Source organism: Streptomyces sp. Root431, assembly GCF_001426585.1.
In the GTDB taxonomy this organism is placed as follows: Bacteria; Actinomycetota; Actinomycetes; order Streptomycetales; family Streptomycetaceae; genus Streptomyces; species Streptomyces stackebrandtii.
This window is the reverse complement of the sequence record NZ_LMEI01000010.1, coordinates 72,437-86,470: the sequence shown is the minus strand read 5'-3', so window position 1 is coordinate 86,470 and position 14,034 is coordinate 72,437. Positions and strand designations below refer to the sequence as shown.

14 protein-coding genes are annotated in these 14,034 nt (G+C 71.6%); 4 read left to right on the top strand and 10 right to left on the bottom strand.

Translation table 11 applies throughout. The features are described 5' to 3' along the window. The first annotated feature begins 98 nt into the window (after positions 1–98). Positions 99–1,445: an FAD-dependent monooxygenase gene (locus ASC82_RS18030; protein ID WP_079039340.1), complete on the top strand. Its 1,347-nt coding sequence runs from the start codon at positions 99–101 to the stop codon at positions 1,443–1,445. After that, a complete protein-coding gene (locus tag ASC82_RS18025; protein ID WP_056648822.1) occupies positions 1,442–2,104 on the top strand; it encodes a pyridoxal 5'-phosphate synthase in 663 nt (220 codons plus the stop codon). The genes ASC82_RS18030 and ASC82_RS18025 overlap by 4 nt, the downstream gene beginning before the upstream one ends. 26 nt (positions 2,105–2,130) lie before the next feature. On the opposite strand, the gene ASC82_RS18020 is transcribed toward ASC82_RS18025, so the two are convergent. The 4 genes from ASC82_RS18020 to ASC82_RS18005 all read right to left on the bottom strand — a co-directional run bounded on the left by ASC82_RS18020 (position 2,131) and on the right by ASC82_RS18005 (position 6,918). Continuing rightward, complete coding sequence (locus ASC82_RS18020; RefSeq protein ID WP_242427709.1) at positions 2,131–3,978, bottom strand: AMP-dependent synthetase/ligase; 1,848 nt, start codon at positions 3,976–3,978, stop codon at positions 2,131–2,133. A gap of 179 nt (positions 3,979–4,157) precedes the next feature. Beyond that, positions 4,158–4,793: a TetR/AcrR family transcriptional regulator gene (locus tag ASC82_RS18015; RefSeq protein WP_056649550.1), complete on the bottom strand. Its 636-nt coding sequence runs from the start codon at positions 4,791–4,793 to the stop codon at positions 4,158–4,160. 107 nt (positions 4,794–4,900) lie between these two features. Further along, entirely contained in the window at positions 4,901–6,247 is a 1,347-nt protein-coding gene (locus tag ASC82_RS18010; protein ID WP_056648819.1) for a dicarboxylate/amino acid:cation symporter, read from the bottom strand. A 404-nt stretch (positions 6,248–6,651) separates the two neighbouring features. Beyond that, positions 6,652–6,918: a DUF4229 domain-containing protein gene (locus tag ASC82_RS18005; protein ID WP_056648817.1), complete on the bottom strand. Its 267-nt coding sequence runs from the start codon at positions 6,916–6,918 to the stop codon at positions 6,652–6,654. Between the two features lie 145 nt (positions 6,919–7,063). Here ASC82_RS18005 and ASC82_RS18000 point away from each other — a divergent pair, with 145 nt between their 5' ends. Further along, complete coding sequence (locus ASC82_RS18000) at positions 7,064–7,597, top strand: GNAT family N-acetyltransferase (RefSeq protein ID WP_056648815.1); 534 nt, start codon at positions 7,064–7,066, stop codon at positions 7,595–7,597. Between the two features lie 111 nt (positions 7,598–7,708). Here ASC82_RS18000 and mqnE read toward each other — a convergent pair whose 3' ends face one another. Both mqnE and ASC82_RS17990 read right to left on the bottom strand, forming a co-directional pair. Continuing rightward, on the bottom strand, positions 7,709–8,872 hold the full coding sequence (gene mqnE / locus ASC82_RS17995; RefSeq protein WP_056648813.1) for an aminofutalosine synthase MqnE: 1,164 nt from the start codon (positions 8,870–8,872) through the stop codon (positions 7,709–7,711). A gap of 58 nt (positions 8,873–8,930) precedes the next feature. Further along, complete coding sequence (locus ASC82_RS17990) at positions 8,931–9,386, bottom strand: Lrp/AsnC family transcriptional regulator (RefSeq protein ID WP_055642891.1); 456 nt, start codon at positions 9,384–9,386, stop codon at positions 8,931–8,933. A gap of 125 nt (positions 9,387–9,511) precedes the next feature. Here ASC82_RS17990 and ASC82_RS31410 point away from each other — a divergent pair, with 125 nt between their 5' ends. Further along, a complete protein-coding gene (locus ASC82_RS31410) occupies positions 9,512–9,637 on the top strand; it encodes a hypothetical protein (RefSeq protein WP_277914790.1) in 126 nt (41 codons plus the stop codon). Here ASC82_RS31410 and ASC82_RS17985 read toward each other — a convergent pair. The 4 genes from ASC82_RS17985 to ASC82_RS17970 all read right to left on the bottom strand — a co-directional run bounded on the left by ASC82_RS17985 (position 9,634) and on the right by ASC82_RS17970 (position 13,912). After that, complete coding sequence (locus ASC82_RS17985; RefSeq protein ID WP_024761205.1) at positions 9,634–10,302, bottom strand: UbiX family flavin prenyltransferase; 669 nt, start codon at positions 10,300–10,302, stop codon at positions 9,634–9,636. The genes ASC82_RS31410 and ASC82_RS17985 overlap by 4 nt on opposite strands. 76 nt (positions 10,303–10,378) lie before the next feature. Further along, positions 10,379–11,467 (bottom strand): GNAT family N-acetyltransferase, encoded by a 1,089-nt coding sequence (locus ASC82_RS17980; RefSeq protein ID WP_056648811.1) that lies wholly within the window; start codon positions 11,465–11,467, stop codon positions 10,379–10,381. Beyond that, entirely contained in the window at positions 11,464–12,552 is a 1,089-nt protein-coding gene (locus ASC82_RS17975) for a phosphotransferase (RefSeq protein WP_056648809.1), read from the bottom strand. The genes ASC82_RS17980 and ASC82_RS17975 overlap by 4 nt, the downstream gene beginning before the upstream one ends. A 112-nt stretch (positions 12,553–12,664) precedes the next feature. Then, positions 12,665–13,912, bottom strand: a complete 1,248-nt coding sequence (locus ASC82_RS17970) for a hypothetical protein (protein WP_056648807.1) — start codon at positions 13,910–13,912, stop codon at positions 12,665–12,667. Positions 13,913–14,034 lie beyond the last annotated feature (122 nt).

Sequence of the window (14,034 nt, the reverse complement as noted above, 5' to 3'; positions counted from 1 at the left end):
AGAATCTATACAGCCGTCATAGACAAGCGTGTAGGACATCCGTATAGTCATCGGTGCGGGCAAGGGGAGGCCCGCACCACCCGACAAGGAGTCCTGCCATGAGCAGCACCACGCACACCGCCGCCCGCACCGTCCTCATCTCCGGCGCCTCCGTCGCCGGCCCCGCCCTCGCCCTCTGGCTGCACCGCTACGGCTTCGCCCCCACCGTCGTCGAGCGCGCCCCCGAACTGCGCACCGGCGGCTACAAGGTCGACATCCGCGGCACCGCGATCGAGGTCTGCCGGCGGATGGGCATCCTCGACGAGATCCGCGCCAAGTCCACGGACATGCGCGGCGGTTCGTACGTCGACGACGCCGGCCGCACCATCGGCGAGCTGCCCGCCGACATCTTCGGCGGACGCGTCGAGGAGGACGACGAGATCATGCGCGGCGACCTCGCCCGCATCCTCTACGACCGGACCCGCGACGACGTCGAGTACCTCTTCGACGACTCGATCGCCGAACTCGACGAATACACCGAGGGCGGTGGGGGCGTCACGGTCACCTTCGACAGCGGCACAGTCCGCCGCTTCGACCTCGTCGTCGGCGCGGACGGACTGCACTCGAACACCCGGCGCCTGGTCTTCGGCGAGGAGGAGCGCTTCAAGCGCCACCTCGGCGCGTACATCTCCATCTTCACCGCCCCCAACCACCTGGGCCTGGACCGCTGGGAGACGTACCACGCCATCCCGAAGAAGCTGCTCTGCGTCTACAGCTCCTCCGGCGAGACCGACGCCAAGAACCTCTTCATCTTCTCCGCACCCGAGGACGTCCCCTACGACCTCCGGAACGTCACCGACCAGAAGCGCCTGCTCGCCGACACGTTCGCGGGCGACGGCTGGGAGGTCCCCCGGCTCCTCGGCCACGCGGCCGACGCCGACGACTTCTACCTCGACTCCATGTCCCTCGTCGAGATGGACCGCTGGTCACGGGGGCGCGTCGTCCTCCTCGGCGACGCCGCCCACTGCTCCTCCCCCGCCTCCGGCCAGGGCACCGGCCTCGCCCTCACCGGCGCGTACATCCTGGCGGGCGAACTGGCCCGCGCCGGCGGCGACCACACCGTGGCCTTCGCCCGCTACGAGGAGCGGATGCGGCCGGGCGTGGAGCAGAACCAGAAGATGGCCGAAGGCTTCGTCAAGGAGATGACCGTCGGTTCGAAGTGGAAGATCGCCCTGCGCATGCTCATGGTGCGGACCCTGCCGAAGACCCCCTGGAAGAACCTCATCGCGAAGAAGATCCGTGACGGGATCCAGTCGGCGGCCAACGCGGTCCCGATCGAGGACTACGCAGCCCCGACCGCGACGCCGAACGCCGCGACCGCCGCCCCGACCACCACGCCGAACGCCGCGCCCACCACCCCTCCGGCCACCGACGAGGGCACCCCGCGCCCTACCGTGACCGCATGACCGACTTCCAGCACGCCCTCCACTCCCTCCGGGTCTGGGACACCGAGCTCCCCACCTTCGACCCGGCGGGCGCCCCGCCCGAACCCCTCGCCCTCTTCCACGACTGGTTCACCGAGGCGGTCGCGGCCGGCCAGACCGAGCCGCACACCCTCTCCCTCGCCACCGTGGACGAGGACGGCAGGCCCGACGTCCGTACGGTGATGCTCCACGACGCCGACGAGCGCGGCTGGCACTTCGCCTCGCACGCCACCAGCGCCAAGGGCCGCCAGCTCGCCGCCCGCCCCGAGGCCGCCCTCGGCTTCTACTGGCCGGCCCGGGGCCGCCAGGTCCGGATCCGGGGCCACGTCACCACCGCCACCCCCGAAGAGGCGTACGAGGACCTCCACGCCCGCACCACCGGCGCCCTCGCCTCGGCGCTCGTCGGCCGGCAGAGCGAGGTCCTGGACTCCCCCGAGACCCTCGCCGAGGCGAGCGCGGCCGCCTGGCGCCGGGCCGAGGCCGAACCGGCCGCCCACGCCCCCACCTGGACCCTCTATGTGGTCGAACCGGCCGAGGTCGAGTTCTTCCAGGGCGACGAGCGCCGCCGCCACCTCCGCCTCCGCTACCGCCGCGACCCGGCGACGAGCACCGGCTGGATCCGCGAACTGCTCTGGCCCTGAGGCCGACACACAGCGGACGGCACCCCTCAGGGGGTGCCCCCCACACTCCCCGCGCCGCCCCCCGCCCCGTACATCTCGTCGATCTCCCGCGCGAAGTCCCGCAGCACCGCCCGCCGTTTGAGCTTCAGCGACGGGGTCAGATGCCCGGACCTCTCCGAGAACTCGGTCGTCAGGAGCCGGAAGGAGCGGATCGACTCCGCCCGCGAGACCAGCCGGTTGGCATCGTCCACCGCCCGCTGGACCGCCGCCAGCAGCTCCTCGTCCCCGGTCAGCTCGAAGAGCGCCAGATGGTCCTTGTGCCGCATCCGCCGCCAGTGCGCCAGGCCCTCGTGGTCGAGGGTGATCAGGGCCGTGACGTACGGACGGTCGTCGCCCACGACCATGCACTGGGAGACCAGCGGGTGCGCGCGCAGCCAGTCCTCCAGCGGGGCCGGGGCCACGTTCTTCCCGGCCGAGGTGATGAGGATGTCCTTCTTCCGGCCGGTGATCTTCAGATAGCCGTCCTCGTCGAGCGAGCCCAGGTCCCCGGTCGGGAACCAGCCGTCGTCGGTGTACGGCACGGCCGCCCCGCGCTGGGCGTCCCAGTACCCGGCGAAGACGTGGGCGCCCTTGAGCCACACCTCCCCGTCGTCGGCGATCCGGACGGCCGTGCCCGGCAGCGGCCAGCCGACGGTCCCGGTGCGCGGCCGCTGCGGCGGGGTGACCGTCGAGGCGGCCGTGGTCTCCGTCAGGCCGTACCCCTCGAAGACCTCGACGCCCGCGCCGTTGAAGAACTCGGCGAACCGGGCGCCGAGCGGGGAGCCGCCGCACACCACGTACCTCACCCGGCCGCCGAGCGCGGCCCGGATCCGCCGGTAGACGAGCGCGTCGTAGAGCGCCCGGGCGGCCCGCAGCGACAGCGAGGGCGTCGAAGTCCCCCCGTACCGGCGGGCGATGCGGGCGGCCCGGTCGAAGGCCGCGGCCTTGCCGCCGCGTTCGGCGGTGGCGCGGGCGGAGTGGAAGACCTTCTCCAGGACGTACGGGATGGCGAGGAGGAAGGTGGGCCGGAAGGCGGCGAGGTCGGTGAGGAGCTCCTCGCCCTCGACGGAGGGGGCGTGGCCGACGCGGACCCTGGCCCGCACGCAGCCGACGGAGACCATCCGCCCGAAGACGTGGGACAGCGGCAGGAAGAGGAGGGTGGCGGCGGGCTCCTTGCTCTCCGAGACGAAGACGGGGTGGAGGAGCCGGACGGCGTTGTCGACCTCGGCGAAGAAGTTGGCGTGGGTGAGGGCGCAGCCCTTGGGGCGGCCGGTCGTGCCGGAGGTGTAGACGAGGGTGGCGAGGGTCTCGGGGGTGAGGAGGCCGCGGCGGGCGGTGACGGCCTCGTCGGCGACCCGGGCCCCGGCCCGGCGGAGCAGGTCGACGGCGCCGGTGTCGAGGACCCAGAGGTGAGCGAGGCCGGGGAGCTGGCGGCGCTCGGCGGAGACGAGCCGGGCCTGCTCGGGGTCCTCGACGACGCAGGCGGCGGCACCGGAGTCCTGGAGGATCCAGCGGGTCTGGAAGGCGGAGGAGGTGGGGTAGACGGGGACGGTGACGAGCCCGGCGGCCCAGGCCGCGAAGTCGATCAGGGTCCACTCGTAGGTGGTGCGGGCCATGAGGGCGAGCCGGTCGCCGGGGCGCAGGCCGTGGGCGATGAGCCCCTTGGCGACGGCGTGCACCTCGGCGGCGAAGCGGGCCGCGGTGACGTCGTACCACTCGCCCTGCGGGTTCTTGCGGGAGAAGAGGGGGGCCTCGGGGTCCTGGCGGGCGTTGTCGTAGGGCAGGTCGGCGAGGGAGCCGCGGGCCACCCGGGGCACGAGCGCGGGGACGGAGACCTCCCGCACCCGCCCGTCCACCAGGACCTTGTGCGGCTCGACCGGCTCGATCTCGGATGCGGCGGTGACGACGGACACGTGCGGCTCCTCGGTCTTCGCGATGAACTGAGGTCGTGCGTCGGTACGTTGCGCTCCTGGGGACCCGTGACGGTGGCCGTGCCAGGTGATGACTAGCCGGTAACCTTACTGTGGGGTAAGCCTCAAGGGGGAGACCAGCGCTCGCTTTTCATGAGGTTTCCGAGCCCCACCCACGCGAAGTTCATCAGCGTCGCGGCAGCCTCCTTCGCCGACGTCCCGGGCGCCCCCGGCGACTCGGCGGCCCAGTCGGCCAGCGACTCGGCGGCCCCCACGAGCGCCTGCGCGAGCCCCCGCACGTCCCGCCCGGAGCCGCCCCCGTGGGCCTCCCCGATCAGCCCCGCCACGAAGGCGGCGATCTCCTCCCGCATCCGCGAGGCCTCGTCCGCGAACGGCTCCCCCTGCGTCCACGCCCGCCGGCTCAGCACCACCCACGCGTCCGGATGGTCCGCCACGTACGTGAAGAAGGCGAGCAGCCCGGCCCACAGCTGCTCGTCGGCGGGCCGGCTCCGGTCCTCGACCCCGGCGGCCACGGCACCGAGCAACGCCCGCGCCTCCCGCCGGATGCAGGCGGTGAACAGCTCCTCCTTGGAGCCCAGATAGAGATAGACCAGCGGCTTGGACACCCCCGCGAGCTCGGCGATCTCGTCCATCGACGCCGCCTGGTACCCGTGCCGGGCGAAGCACCGCACGGCGGCGTCCATCATCTGCCGCTCCCGCACGACCCGCGGCAACCGCCGCGCCTTCGCACCGCCACCCATGGCACCCACCCCTGTTTCCAAGATCAACCGGCTGCCCCGCAGAAGCCTACGTGCCCCCTGCCCGGACGGGGGCAGGGGGCACGTAGGCGGTGCGGAGCGTCGAAGCGTCAGGCCGCGGCGCCGACCGCGACCTTCTGGTCGGTCTCGCCGACCGCGACCAGCTCGTCGATCGGGGACGAGGAGGCGTTCTCGTACGCGGTGTGGTCGAGGATCTTCTCGCGGGCGGAGACGATCACCGGCACGAGCGCTTGACCTGCAACGTTCGTTGCCGTCCTCATCATGTCCAGGATCGGGTCGATCGCCATGAGGAGGCCGACGCCCTCCAGGGGGAGGCCCAGGGTGGAGAGGGTCAGGGTGAGCATGACCGTGGCGCCGGTGAGGCCGGCGGTGGCCGCGGAGCCGATGACCGAGACGAAGGCGATCAGCAGGTAGTCGCCGATGCCGAGCTGCACGTCGAAGATCTGCGCGATGAAGATCGCGGCGAGCGCCGGGTAGATCGCGGCGCAGCCGTCCATCTTGGTGGTGGCGCCGAACGGGACGGCGAAGGAGGCGTACTCCTTCGGGACGCCGAGGCGCTCGGTGACCTTCTGGGTGACCGGCATGGTGCCGACCGAGGAGCGGGAGACGAAGGCCAGCTGGATCGCGGGCCAGGCGCCCTTGAAGAACTGGATCGGGTTGACCTTGGCGACCGTGGCGAGCAGCAGCGGGTAGACGCCGAAGAGGACCAGGGCGCAGCCGATGTAGACGTCGGCGGTGAAGGTCGCGTACTTGCCGATGAGGTCCCAGCCGTAGTCGGCGATGGCGAAGCCGATGAGGCCGACGGTGCCGAGCGGGGCGAGGCGGATGACCCACCACAGGGCCTTCTGGAGGAGCTCCAGGATCGACTCGGAGAGGGTGAGGATCGGCTTGGCCTTGTCGCCCAGCTTGAGGGCGGCGATGCCGGCGACGGCGGCCATGAAGACGATCTGGAGGACGTTCAGCTCGGTGAAGGGCGTGATGACGTCCGACGGGATGATGCCGGTCAGGAAGTCGATCCAGGAGCCTTCGCGCTTCGGCAGCTTGCCGTCCTGCGGGGTGAGGCCGGTGCCGGAGCCCGGGTTGGTGATCAGGCCGATCGCGAGGCCGATGGCGACCGCGATGAGCGAGGTGATCATGAACCAGAGCAGGGTGCGGGTGGCGAGCCTGGCGGCGTTGTTCACCTTCCGCAGGTTGGTGATCGAGACCAGGATCGCGAAGAAGACGAGCGGGGCGACGGCCAGCTTGAGCAGCTGGACGAAGATGTCGCCGATCTGGCCGAGGGTCTCCTTCAGCCAGGCGACGTCCTGGCTGCGGGCTATCCAGCCGAGGAGGGCACCGAGGACGAGACCGGCGATGATCTGGGCCCAGAAGGGGATCTTCGGTATGCGTGAGGAAGCCGGGGACTTCTGCTCGGGTGTGGTCGCGGACGCGGACACAGACACACTCCACAGGTGCGTATCGGGAAATACGGGACGGGGGTGCGGCACACACGCGTTTTCACGCGGGCCGCTGCATGATGCCGGGTCAGAGCTCGCGGCAACAGACCGCGGACATACAGCGGCACAGATCGACGTGCAGGCGCGCCACGAGCGGGATGCTCGCGGCATGAGAGGGGCGCACTGCTGTCGTCATGTCGAACACGTTAACACTTGAACTTTGAGATCCTCAAAGCCATTCTTTGGGGCGCGTACGCCCCGATTCGCCTCCGAAACGCAGAACACCCCAGGCGGGAGCCTGGGAAGCTCCGACTGGGGTGGGTGATCTGTGATGAAGCTTACGCAGCCCTTATGCGGGCCGGCGGTCGGCCGGACGGGCCGACCGACGGGCCGGCCGACAGGCTTTAGAGCGCGTCTTCCTGGGACCGGTTCGAGGCCAGCCGGCCCTTGGCGCGGTCGACCTTCTCGACGATCTCGACGCTCATGTCGTCGCGCTGCTTGCGCAGGAGGACGAAGCTGAGCGGGGCGGAGACGACGATGGAGAGGACGAGGACCCAGAGCAGGTTCGAGTCGCCCAGTCCGCGCGGCAGCACGCCGACGTAGACGAGACCCCACAGGGCGAAGAAGCACCCGGCGAAGATGCCGAGCCGCATCAGCGTGTAGCGGAGCATGTCAGTCAGTCCACTCTTCCGTTCCGAAAAGTTCCCATACGGGACGAGCGCCCCACCAGTGAAGCACGGGGCGGGTCGCCCGCCGGGAGCGGGGTGAGGCCGACACCTCTTGAGCCCTACGCCAGGTAATAGTTAAGGTGGTTACATGACCCTTACGTTCGAGGTGGACCCGGCGGTCGACCGCACCCTGCGCGACGGCGTGCTCTCCCTCTGGGCCGACGTCTCCAACGCTGGCGGCGCCGTCGGCTTCGTACCCCCCGTGACCCCCGAGGAGATCCGCCCCGCGCTCCTCCGGCACCTCGTCGCCATGGCCGAGGGCGGCACGCGCCTGCTGGTCGGCCGCGACGAGGACGGCGAGGTCGCCGCCACCGCCTTCTTCACCTTCAACACCCACCCGCTGATGACCCACTGGGTGTGGCTCTACACGGTGATGGTCCACCCCCGCCACCAGGGCAAGGGATACGGCGCCGAGCTCATGGCGGCCGTCGAGCACACCGCCCGGACCGCCGAGGGCTTCGAGGCGGTCGAGGCGATCCGCCTGACCTGCCGGGGCGGCACAGGCGTCGACGCCTTCTACGCCAGGTCCGGCTACAAGGAGGTCGGCCGCGTCCCCGACGCGATCCGGGTCGCCCCCGGCGACGACCGCGACGACATCGTCATGTTGCTGCCCCTGAGGTGACGGGAACGGGAAGAGGGCCGGCGGGGTGTCCCCGCCGGCCCTCCTCCGTGCGTGTCGCCGGAACCGTACGTGTCGTCGGAACCGTGCGCGTTGCCGGAACCGTACGCGTCGTCAGAAGCGCATCGACTGCGGCGTCTCGCGCCGGTCCGCCTCCGGGCCCGGGTACTCGCGGATGATCTCGTACCGCGTGTTCCGCTCGACCGGCCGGAAGCCCGCGTCCCTGATCAGTTCGAGCAGGTCGTCGCGGCCCAGCTTGTTCGGCGTGCCGTAGTTGTCGGCGTCGTGGGTGATCTTGTACTCGACGACCGAGCCGTCCATGTCGTCCGCGCCGTGCTGGAGCGCGAGCTGCGCGGTCTGGACGCCGTGCATGACCCAGAAGACCTTGACGTGCGGCACGTTGTCGAAGAGGAGCCGGGAGACCGCGAAGGTCTTCAGGGCCTCGGCGCCGGTCGCCATCGTCGTGCGCGCCTGGAGCTTGTTGCGGACCTTGCCGTCCTGCATGTCGACGAAGTCGTGCTGGTACCGCAGCGGGATGAAGACCTGGAAGCCGCCGGTCTCGTCCTGGAGCTCGCGGAGCCGCAGCACGTGGTCGACGCGGTGGCGCGGCTCCTCGATGTGCCCGTAGAGCATCGTCGAGGGGGTCTTGAGGCCCTTGGAGTGGGCGAGGCGGTGGATCCGCGACCAGTCTTCCCAGTGGGTGCGGTGGTCCACGATGTGCTGCCGGACCTCCCAGTCGAAGATCTCGGCGCCGCCGCCGGTCAGGGACTCCAGGCCGGCCTCGATCAGCTCGTCGAGGATGTCGGACGCGGACATCCCGGAGATCGTCTCGAAGTGGTGGATCTCGGTGGCCGTGAAGGCCTTGAGGGAGACGTTCGGCAGGGCCTTCTTGAGCTCGGAGAGCGAGCGCGGGTAGTACCGCCAGGGCAGGTTGGGGTGGAGCCCGTTGACGATGTGCAGCTCGGTGAGGTTCTCGTTCTCCATCGCCTTCGCGAGGCGCACGGCCTCTTCGATGCGCATGGTGTACGCGTCCTTCTCGCCCGGCTTGCGCTGGAAGGAGCAGTAGGCGCAGGAGGCGGTGCAGACGTTGGTCATGTTCAGATGCCGGTTGACATTGAAGTGGACCACGTCGCCGTTCTTGCGGGTCCGGACCTCGTGGGCCAGCCCGCCGAGCCATGCGAGGTCGTCGGACTCGTACAGGGCGATGCCGTCCTCGCGGCTCAGCCGCTCACCGTCCCGGACCTTCTGCTCAAGTTCGCGCTTGAGTCCAGCGTCCATGTACGGCCGCCTCCCTTTGTCTCCGACGTCTCCGAAATCAGGCTCCACCACCGTACTCTCAGCCCTCTTCGGGCAGGTCCCCGACCCGGTTCTCCCACTTGGTGGAGAGCACGATCGTCGTGCGGGTGCGGGAGACGCCCTTCGTGCCGCTGAGGCGGCGGATGGTCTTCTCCAGGCCGTCGACGTCGCTGACGCGGACCTTGAGCATGAAGGAGTCGTCGCCGGCGATGAACCAGCAGTCCTCGATCTCGGCCAGGTCCTTGAGGCGGCGGGCCACGTCCTCGTGGTCGGCGGCGTCGGAGAGGGAGATGCCGATGAGGGCGGTGACGCCGAGGCCGAGCGAGGCGGCGTCGACGGTGGCGCGGTAGCCGGTGATGACACCGGCGGCCTCAAGGCGGTTGATCCGGTCGGTGACGGAGGGGCCGGAGAGCCCGACGAGCCGGCCGAGCTCGGCGTACGAGGCACGACCGTTCTCGCGCAGAGCCTGGATGAGCTGCCTGTCCACGGCGTCCATAGGTATGAAGCCTTCCATTGTCCAGCGATACCGCGAGTTTAGGTATAGAATCTAAGGTACACAGGGAAGACGCCCTGTGAATCTTTCAGCAGATCAAAGACGATCTTTCAGGAGTGGTGTTCACCGTGTACACGATCGAGATGGCCTACGCACGCATGCGCGAGCTGCAGGACCTGGCCAACCGCTCGCGTGCCCACCGGTCGACCTCCGCCTCGAAGCGCGCCGCGAAGAAGCGCGCCAAGAAGCGCTAATCAGCCTGGAGAGCAGCACCCAGCTCTCCTTCCCAGCGGCGGTACAGCCGGTGCGGCACACCTGCCGCGTCCAGCACCCGCCCGGCGACGAAGTCCACCAGATCCTGGATGTGCGTCGCCCCCGCGTAGAACGCCGGAGAGGCGGGCAGCACCACTGCGCCCGCCTCGTCCAGCGCCACCATGTGCTTGAGCGTCTGTCCGTTGAGCGGGGTCTCCCGCACGGCGACCACCAGCGGCCGCCGCTCCTTCAGCGTCACGCTCGCGACCCGCTGCAGCAGGTCCTTCGAGAGTCCGAGCGCCACTCCCGCCACCGCGGCGGTCGAGGCCGGCACCACGAGCATCCCCTTCGCCGGGTACGAGCCCGAGGACGGCCCCGCGGCCAGATCCCCGGCCGCCCAGTACCGCACGTCGTCCAGCGCGTCCGCGACGTCGAAGGTGTCGGGCTTCCCGTCGGCGCCCCGCGCCAGCCAGGCCGCGAGGTCCTCGCGCCAGTGCGCGTCCCGGAAGGAGATCCCCGTCTCGTCGAGGAGCGTGAGCCGCGAGGCCCGCGACACGACGAGGTCGACGCTCTCCCCCGCGGCGAGCAGCCCCCTCAGTACGGCGGCGGCGTACGGCGTACCCGACGCGCCGGAAACCCCCACCACCCAGGGCCGACGACTCTTCATCTCCTGCGACTCCACGACAGTGAGCCTATCCGGCCGGGAAAAGCCAGGCCTGAGCGCGGCACGCTCCCGGGTTTCGTCAGGCGTCCCGGAAGCGCAGCAGCCGCTTGGCCGCGGACCTCATGAGCCGGTCCGTCTCGGTGAGCGGAAGGCGTTCGCGGCGGTAGCGGAGTGTGGGGTGCCCCTCGGACCCGAACCCCTCCTTGAAGTACGCGAGCGAGGACCCCGGGCGGGAGTCGCCCATGACGTAGGCCGTCCGGCCCTCGGCACACGCGTCCTCGATCGCGAGCTTCTGGAGCAGGAAGTTCGCCCGCACCGGATGGGCCAGGTCGCGGTCCATGGCGCCGCGCCAGTACTTGGCCCGGTCCCCGTGCGACAGCACCACCACGCCGGCCGCCGGCTCCCCGCCGACCCTGGCCAGGTAGATGGCGCACGAGGTGCCGAAGCGCTCGGCGACCGCCTCCAGGTACCGCTGCGGGAACGCCCTGGACTGCCGCAGCCGGGCGAGCGCCCTCGGCTCGTGCTGCTGCCCGGCCCAGCGCACCATGGACGTCTCGTACAGACCGTAGAAGTCGTCCACCAGGCGGCCCTCGCGGTCGACCTCCACCTCGACGGCCGACCGTTCGCTCTTGCGGACGTCGCGCCTGACCCGGGCGTGGAAGCGGCGCTCCCAGACGGTGTCGAAGCCCCCGCTCAGGTCCAGTCCGTACGTCGTGATGGTCTCGGCGGCGAAGTCCGGGGGTGCGGCGGCCGCCCACACCGGGTCGGCGTCCGGCCCGAACCGCACGCCGACCCGCAGCGCCGGGCGCCTGGCCAGGTCGCGGAAGACGACCAGGGCCTCCTCCTCGTCGGGCGTGCCCGGGGCCGCCAGGGGTCCGCCGATCCCCCAGCCGGACGGCCAGGACTCCTCGGCGGTCAGGCGCGCGGGCAGGCCGCGCCGCCGGACGAGGGGGACGACGAGCCGTCGGCCGCCGGCGAAGACGTACAGCCGGCTGGCGTCCTCGAACGGCGCCGTCGCGCAGAGGGCGTCGAGCCAGTACGGCGTCTGGGTGACCAGCGTGGCCCGGTCCTCCTCGGCCAGCCGCCACCAGACCTCGCGCGGTGCCGGGGACGTCACCCGGACCGGGCCCGCCGCGGTGGCCTGCGCGAGGACCTCGACCGTGCTCACCGCCGCGCCACCTCGGTGAGGACCGGCACCACGTTTCCGGCGACCCAGCGGCGGCTGCGTCCGTAGCGGGCGGACTTGGCCGCGTTCCCCGCGACGTGCCACAGCCAGGTGAGCAGCGGCAGCAGGGCCTCGTCGGACTCCCGGCCCGGGGGCGGGACGTCGGAGTGGGCGAGCAGGGCGCGGTCCTCGGGCAGCAGGCCGCCGCGGCGGACGGCGTCGGCCACGATCTGCCCCAGCTCCCGCCGCTCGCGCTGCTGCCGCAGGGTGAGGACGAAGAGGTAGGAGTCGACGGCGCACGGCCCGTCGCGGCGCGAGTCCGCCCAGTCGATCACCCCGGACAGCGCTCCGCTCTCCTCGTCCACCAGGATGTTCCCGGGGTGGTAGTCGCCGTGGGTCCGGGCCACGGTCAGGGTGCGTCCGGCCAGGCCGCCGGCGAGGCGCTCCCGCAGGGCCCGTACGGCGGCCGTGCCGCGGGCCCCGCCGCACCAGGGGACCTGTTGGGCCAGTACCGCCAGGCGGGCGTCGACCCAGTCGTCGGTCCGGCCCCCGGCCCGCTCGGGGCGGCCGGTCGCCCGGTGCAGGGCCGCGACGGCGTCGAGTGCCGAGACGGCGAGCGGCCAGGTCCGGTCGGGTGCGCGCCGGAGCAGGACGTCTCCCTCGACGCCCGGCAGGCAGCGCTCCGCGACGAGCAGGAGCCGGCCCTCGTACCGCAGCTCCTCGGCCGACGGCAGCAGCCGTCGCCACTCCCCGATCCGGTCGTCCCCGGCCAGTTCGCGCAGGACCGCGCAGCCGTGGGTGAGGGATCCGGCCGCGCGGGTGCTGCGGGGGTGCTTGATCACGAGTGGCTCCGCGGCGTGGTCCTCGAGCCGGAAGACCAGCAGGTCGGAGACGGTCCGCTCCAGCCGGTGCAGATCGCGGAAGCGGACGTTCCCGCCGCGCAGCAGTCCGGCGAGGCGGTGGGCCCGCGCGAGGTCGGACGGGCGGGTCAGGAGCGGGCTCGGGTCGAGCGGAAGGAGACCGGTCCATCCCGACCGTGCGGGGCCGGGCCGCTCGCCCGGCACGGCACGGGGGAGCGCGGTGTCCACGGATCCTCCCGGCCATTCATCGAATGAATGCGGATATTTCACTCTAACAAGGCCTTTACGGGCTCCGCTCCATGAGGCTTTACGGGCTCCGCCCGGCGAGGTCCTCGCGCCTTCACGGGCTCCGCGTGCCCCGCGCCCGCACCTCCCGGCCGATCCGGCGGGCGACGGCGCCGAGGAACCGGACCCCCTCGGCCGCGGCCGGCAGCGGGTCCTCGCGGCTGAGCCAGGCGCGCTCGGTGTCCGGTCCCGGCAGCAGGGCGGGCGGGAGCCGGTGCTCCTCGCGCAGCCAGGCCAGTACCGACGGCAGGTCGAGCTGGCCCGCCACGAACACCCGCCCGTCGACCTGCGGGCCCGGCGGCACGTCACGGCCCGTCAGGTCGAGGTGCATGGCCCGGACGACGTCCACGCCGTCGATGGTCTCGAACAGCCGGAACTGGGCGCCGGTCCGCGGGTTGAAGTCCACCAGCTTGTAGAGCTCGTCGCGGCGGTCGTAGCGCCAGTCGAGGTCCGCGACGCCGCTGTAGCCGATCCGGCGGCACAGGTCCGCGGCCAGCTTCGCGAGGGTGGGGTTGGCGAGCGCCACGGCCCGTGTCGTCACCCCGGCGTACGGCGGCCAGGACCGCAGCTTCAGACCGGTGAAGGCGACCCGGGGCTCGCCCCCGGTTCCGCAGTACAGGTGGGTGATCCAGTCCTCCGCCCACTCCCTCGGGATGTACTCCTGCACCAGGAGCGGGGGCAGGGCGCCGGGCGCGAACCGGTCCAGGAGGCCGCGCTCGTCGCGGACCGCGGTGGTGCCGCCCACGGCCGGGTCGCGCAGCCGGGTCCACGCTTCGCGGTTCTTCAGGACGACGGGGAAGCCCAGCTCCCTGCCCGCGTCCACGAGTTCGTCGCGGTTGCCGGGCACCCGGGTGCGCGGCGCGGCGACACCCAGTTCCTCGCAGAGCGCGTGCAGGGTCGCCTTTCCGGCGAGGAGCCGCGGGAGGCCCGGGTCCACCCGGGGCAGCAGGAAGCACTCGGACAGGGCCTCGGCGTGCTCGGCGAAGAGGATCGCGGCCTCGTCGTCGGTGGGCACGGGGACGCAAGGAGCGCCGATGGACCGGCCGATGTCGAGCAGGACCCCGACGAGCACGTCCTGCCGCTCCAGGCCGGTCGTCGGCCGGACGAACGCGCGGGACAGGTGGCGGGAGAGCGCGACGGGGGTGAGGCGGTCCTCGACGACGGCGTGGACGGTGACGCCGGCCCGGCCGAGGGTCCGCACCACGCCGAGCCCGCCGTGGTGCTGGGGGTAGCCGCCGACCTTGGCGAGGAGCGCGGGCACCGTCGGATCGAGGAGTGGGTCGTCCGGCGCACGCGGCGTCACGGCTCTCCCTTCGACGGCCTCCCGAGACCCGACATCCCATCAGGCCCCACAGCAGGGGACGTTCTAGAATCACACCATAATGTCCCTTTCGCGGCTTACCGGACAGCGTGATCCCGCCGAAC

Coding starts and splice junctions, on each gene's coding strand:
- ASC82_RS18030 (WP_079039340.1), top strand. CDS start 99: ATGAGCAGCACCACGCACACCGCCGCCCGCACCGTCCTCATCTCCGGC.
- ASC82_RS18025 (WP_056648822.1), top strand. CDS start 1,442: ATGACCGACTTCCAGCACGCCCTCCACTCCCTCCGGGTCTGGGACACC.
- ASC82_RS18015 (WP_056649550.1), bottom strand. CDS start 4,793: ATGGGTGGCGGTGCGAAGGCGCGGCGGTTGCCGCGGGTCGTGCGGGAG.
- ASC82_RS18005 (WP_056648817.1), bottom strand. CDS start 6,918: ATGCTCCGCTACACGCTGATGCGGCTCGGCATCTTCGCCGGGTGCTTC.
- ASC82_RS18000 (WP_056648815.1), top strand. CDS start 7,064: ATGACCCTTACGTTCGAGGTGGACCCGGCGGTCGACCGCACCCTGCGC.
- mqnE (WP_056648813.1), bottom strand. CDS start 8,872: ATGGACGCTGGACTCAAGCGCGAACTTGAGCAGAAGGTCCGGGACGGT.
- ASC82_RS17990 (WP_055642891.1), bottom strand. CDS start 9,386: ATGGACGCCGTGGACAGGCAGCTCATCCAGGCTCTGCGCGAGAACGGT.
- ASC82_RS17985 (WP_024761205.1), bottom strand. CDS start 10,302: ATGAAGAGTCGTCGGCCCTGGGTGGTGGGGGTTTCCGGCGCGTCGGGT.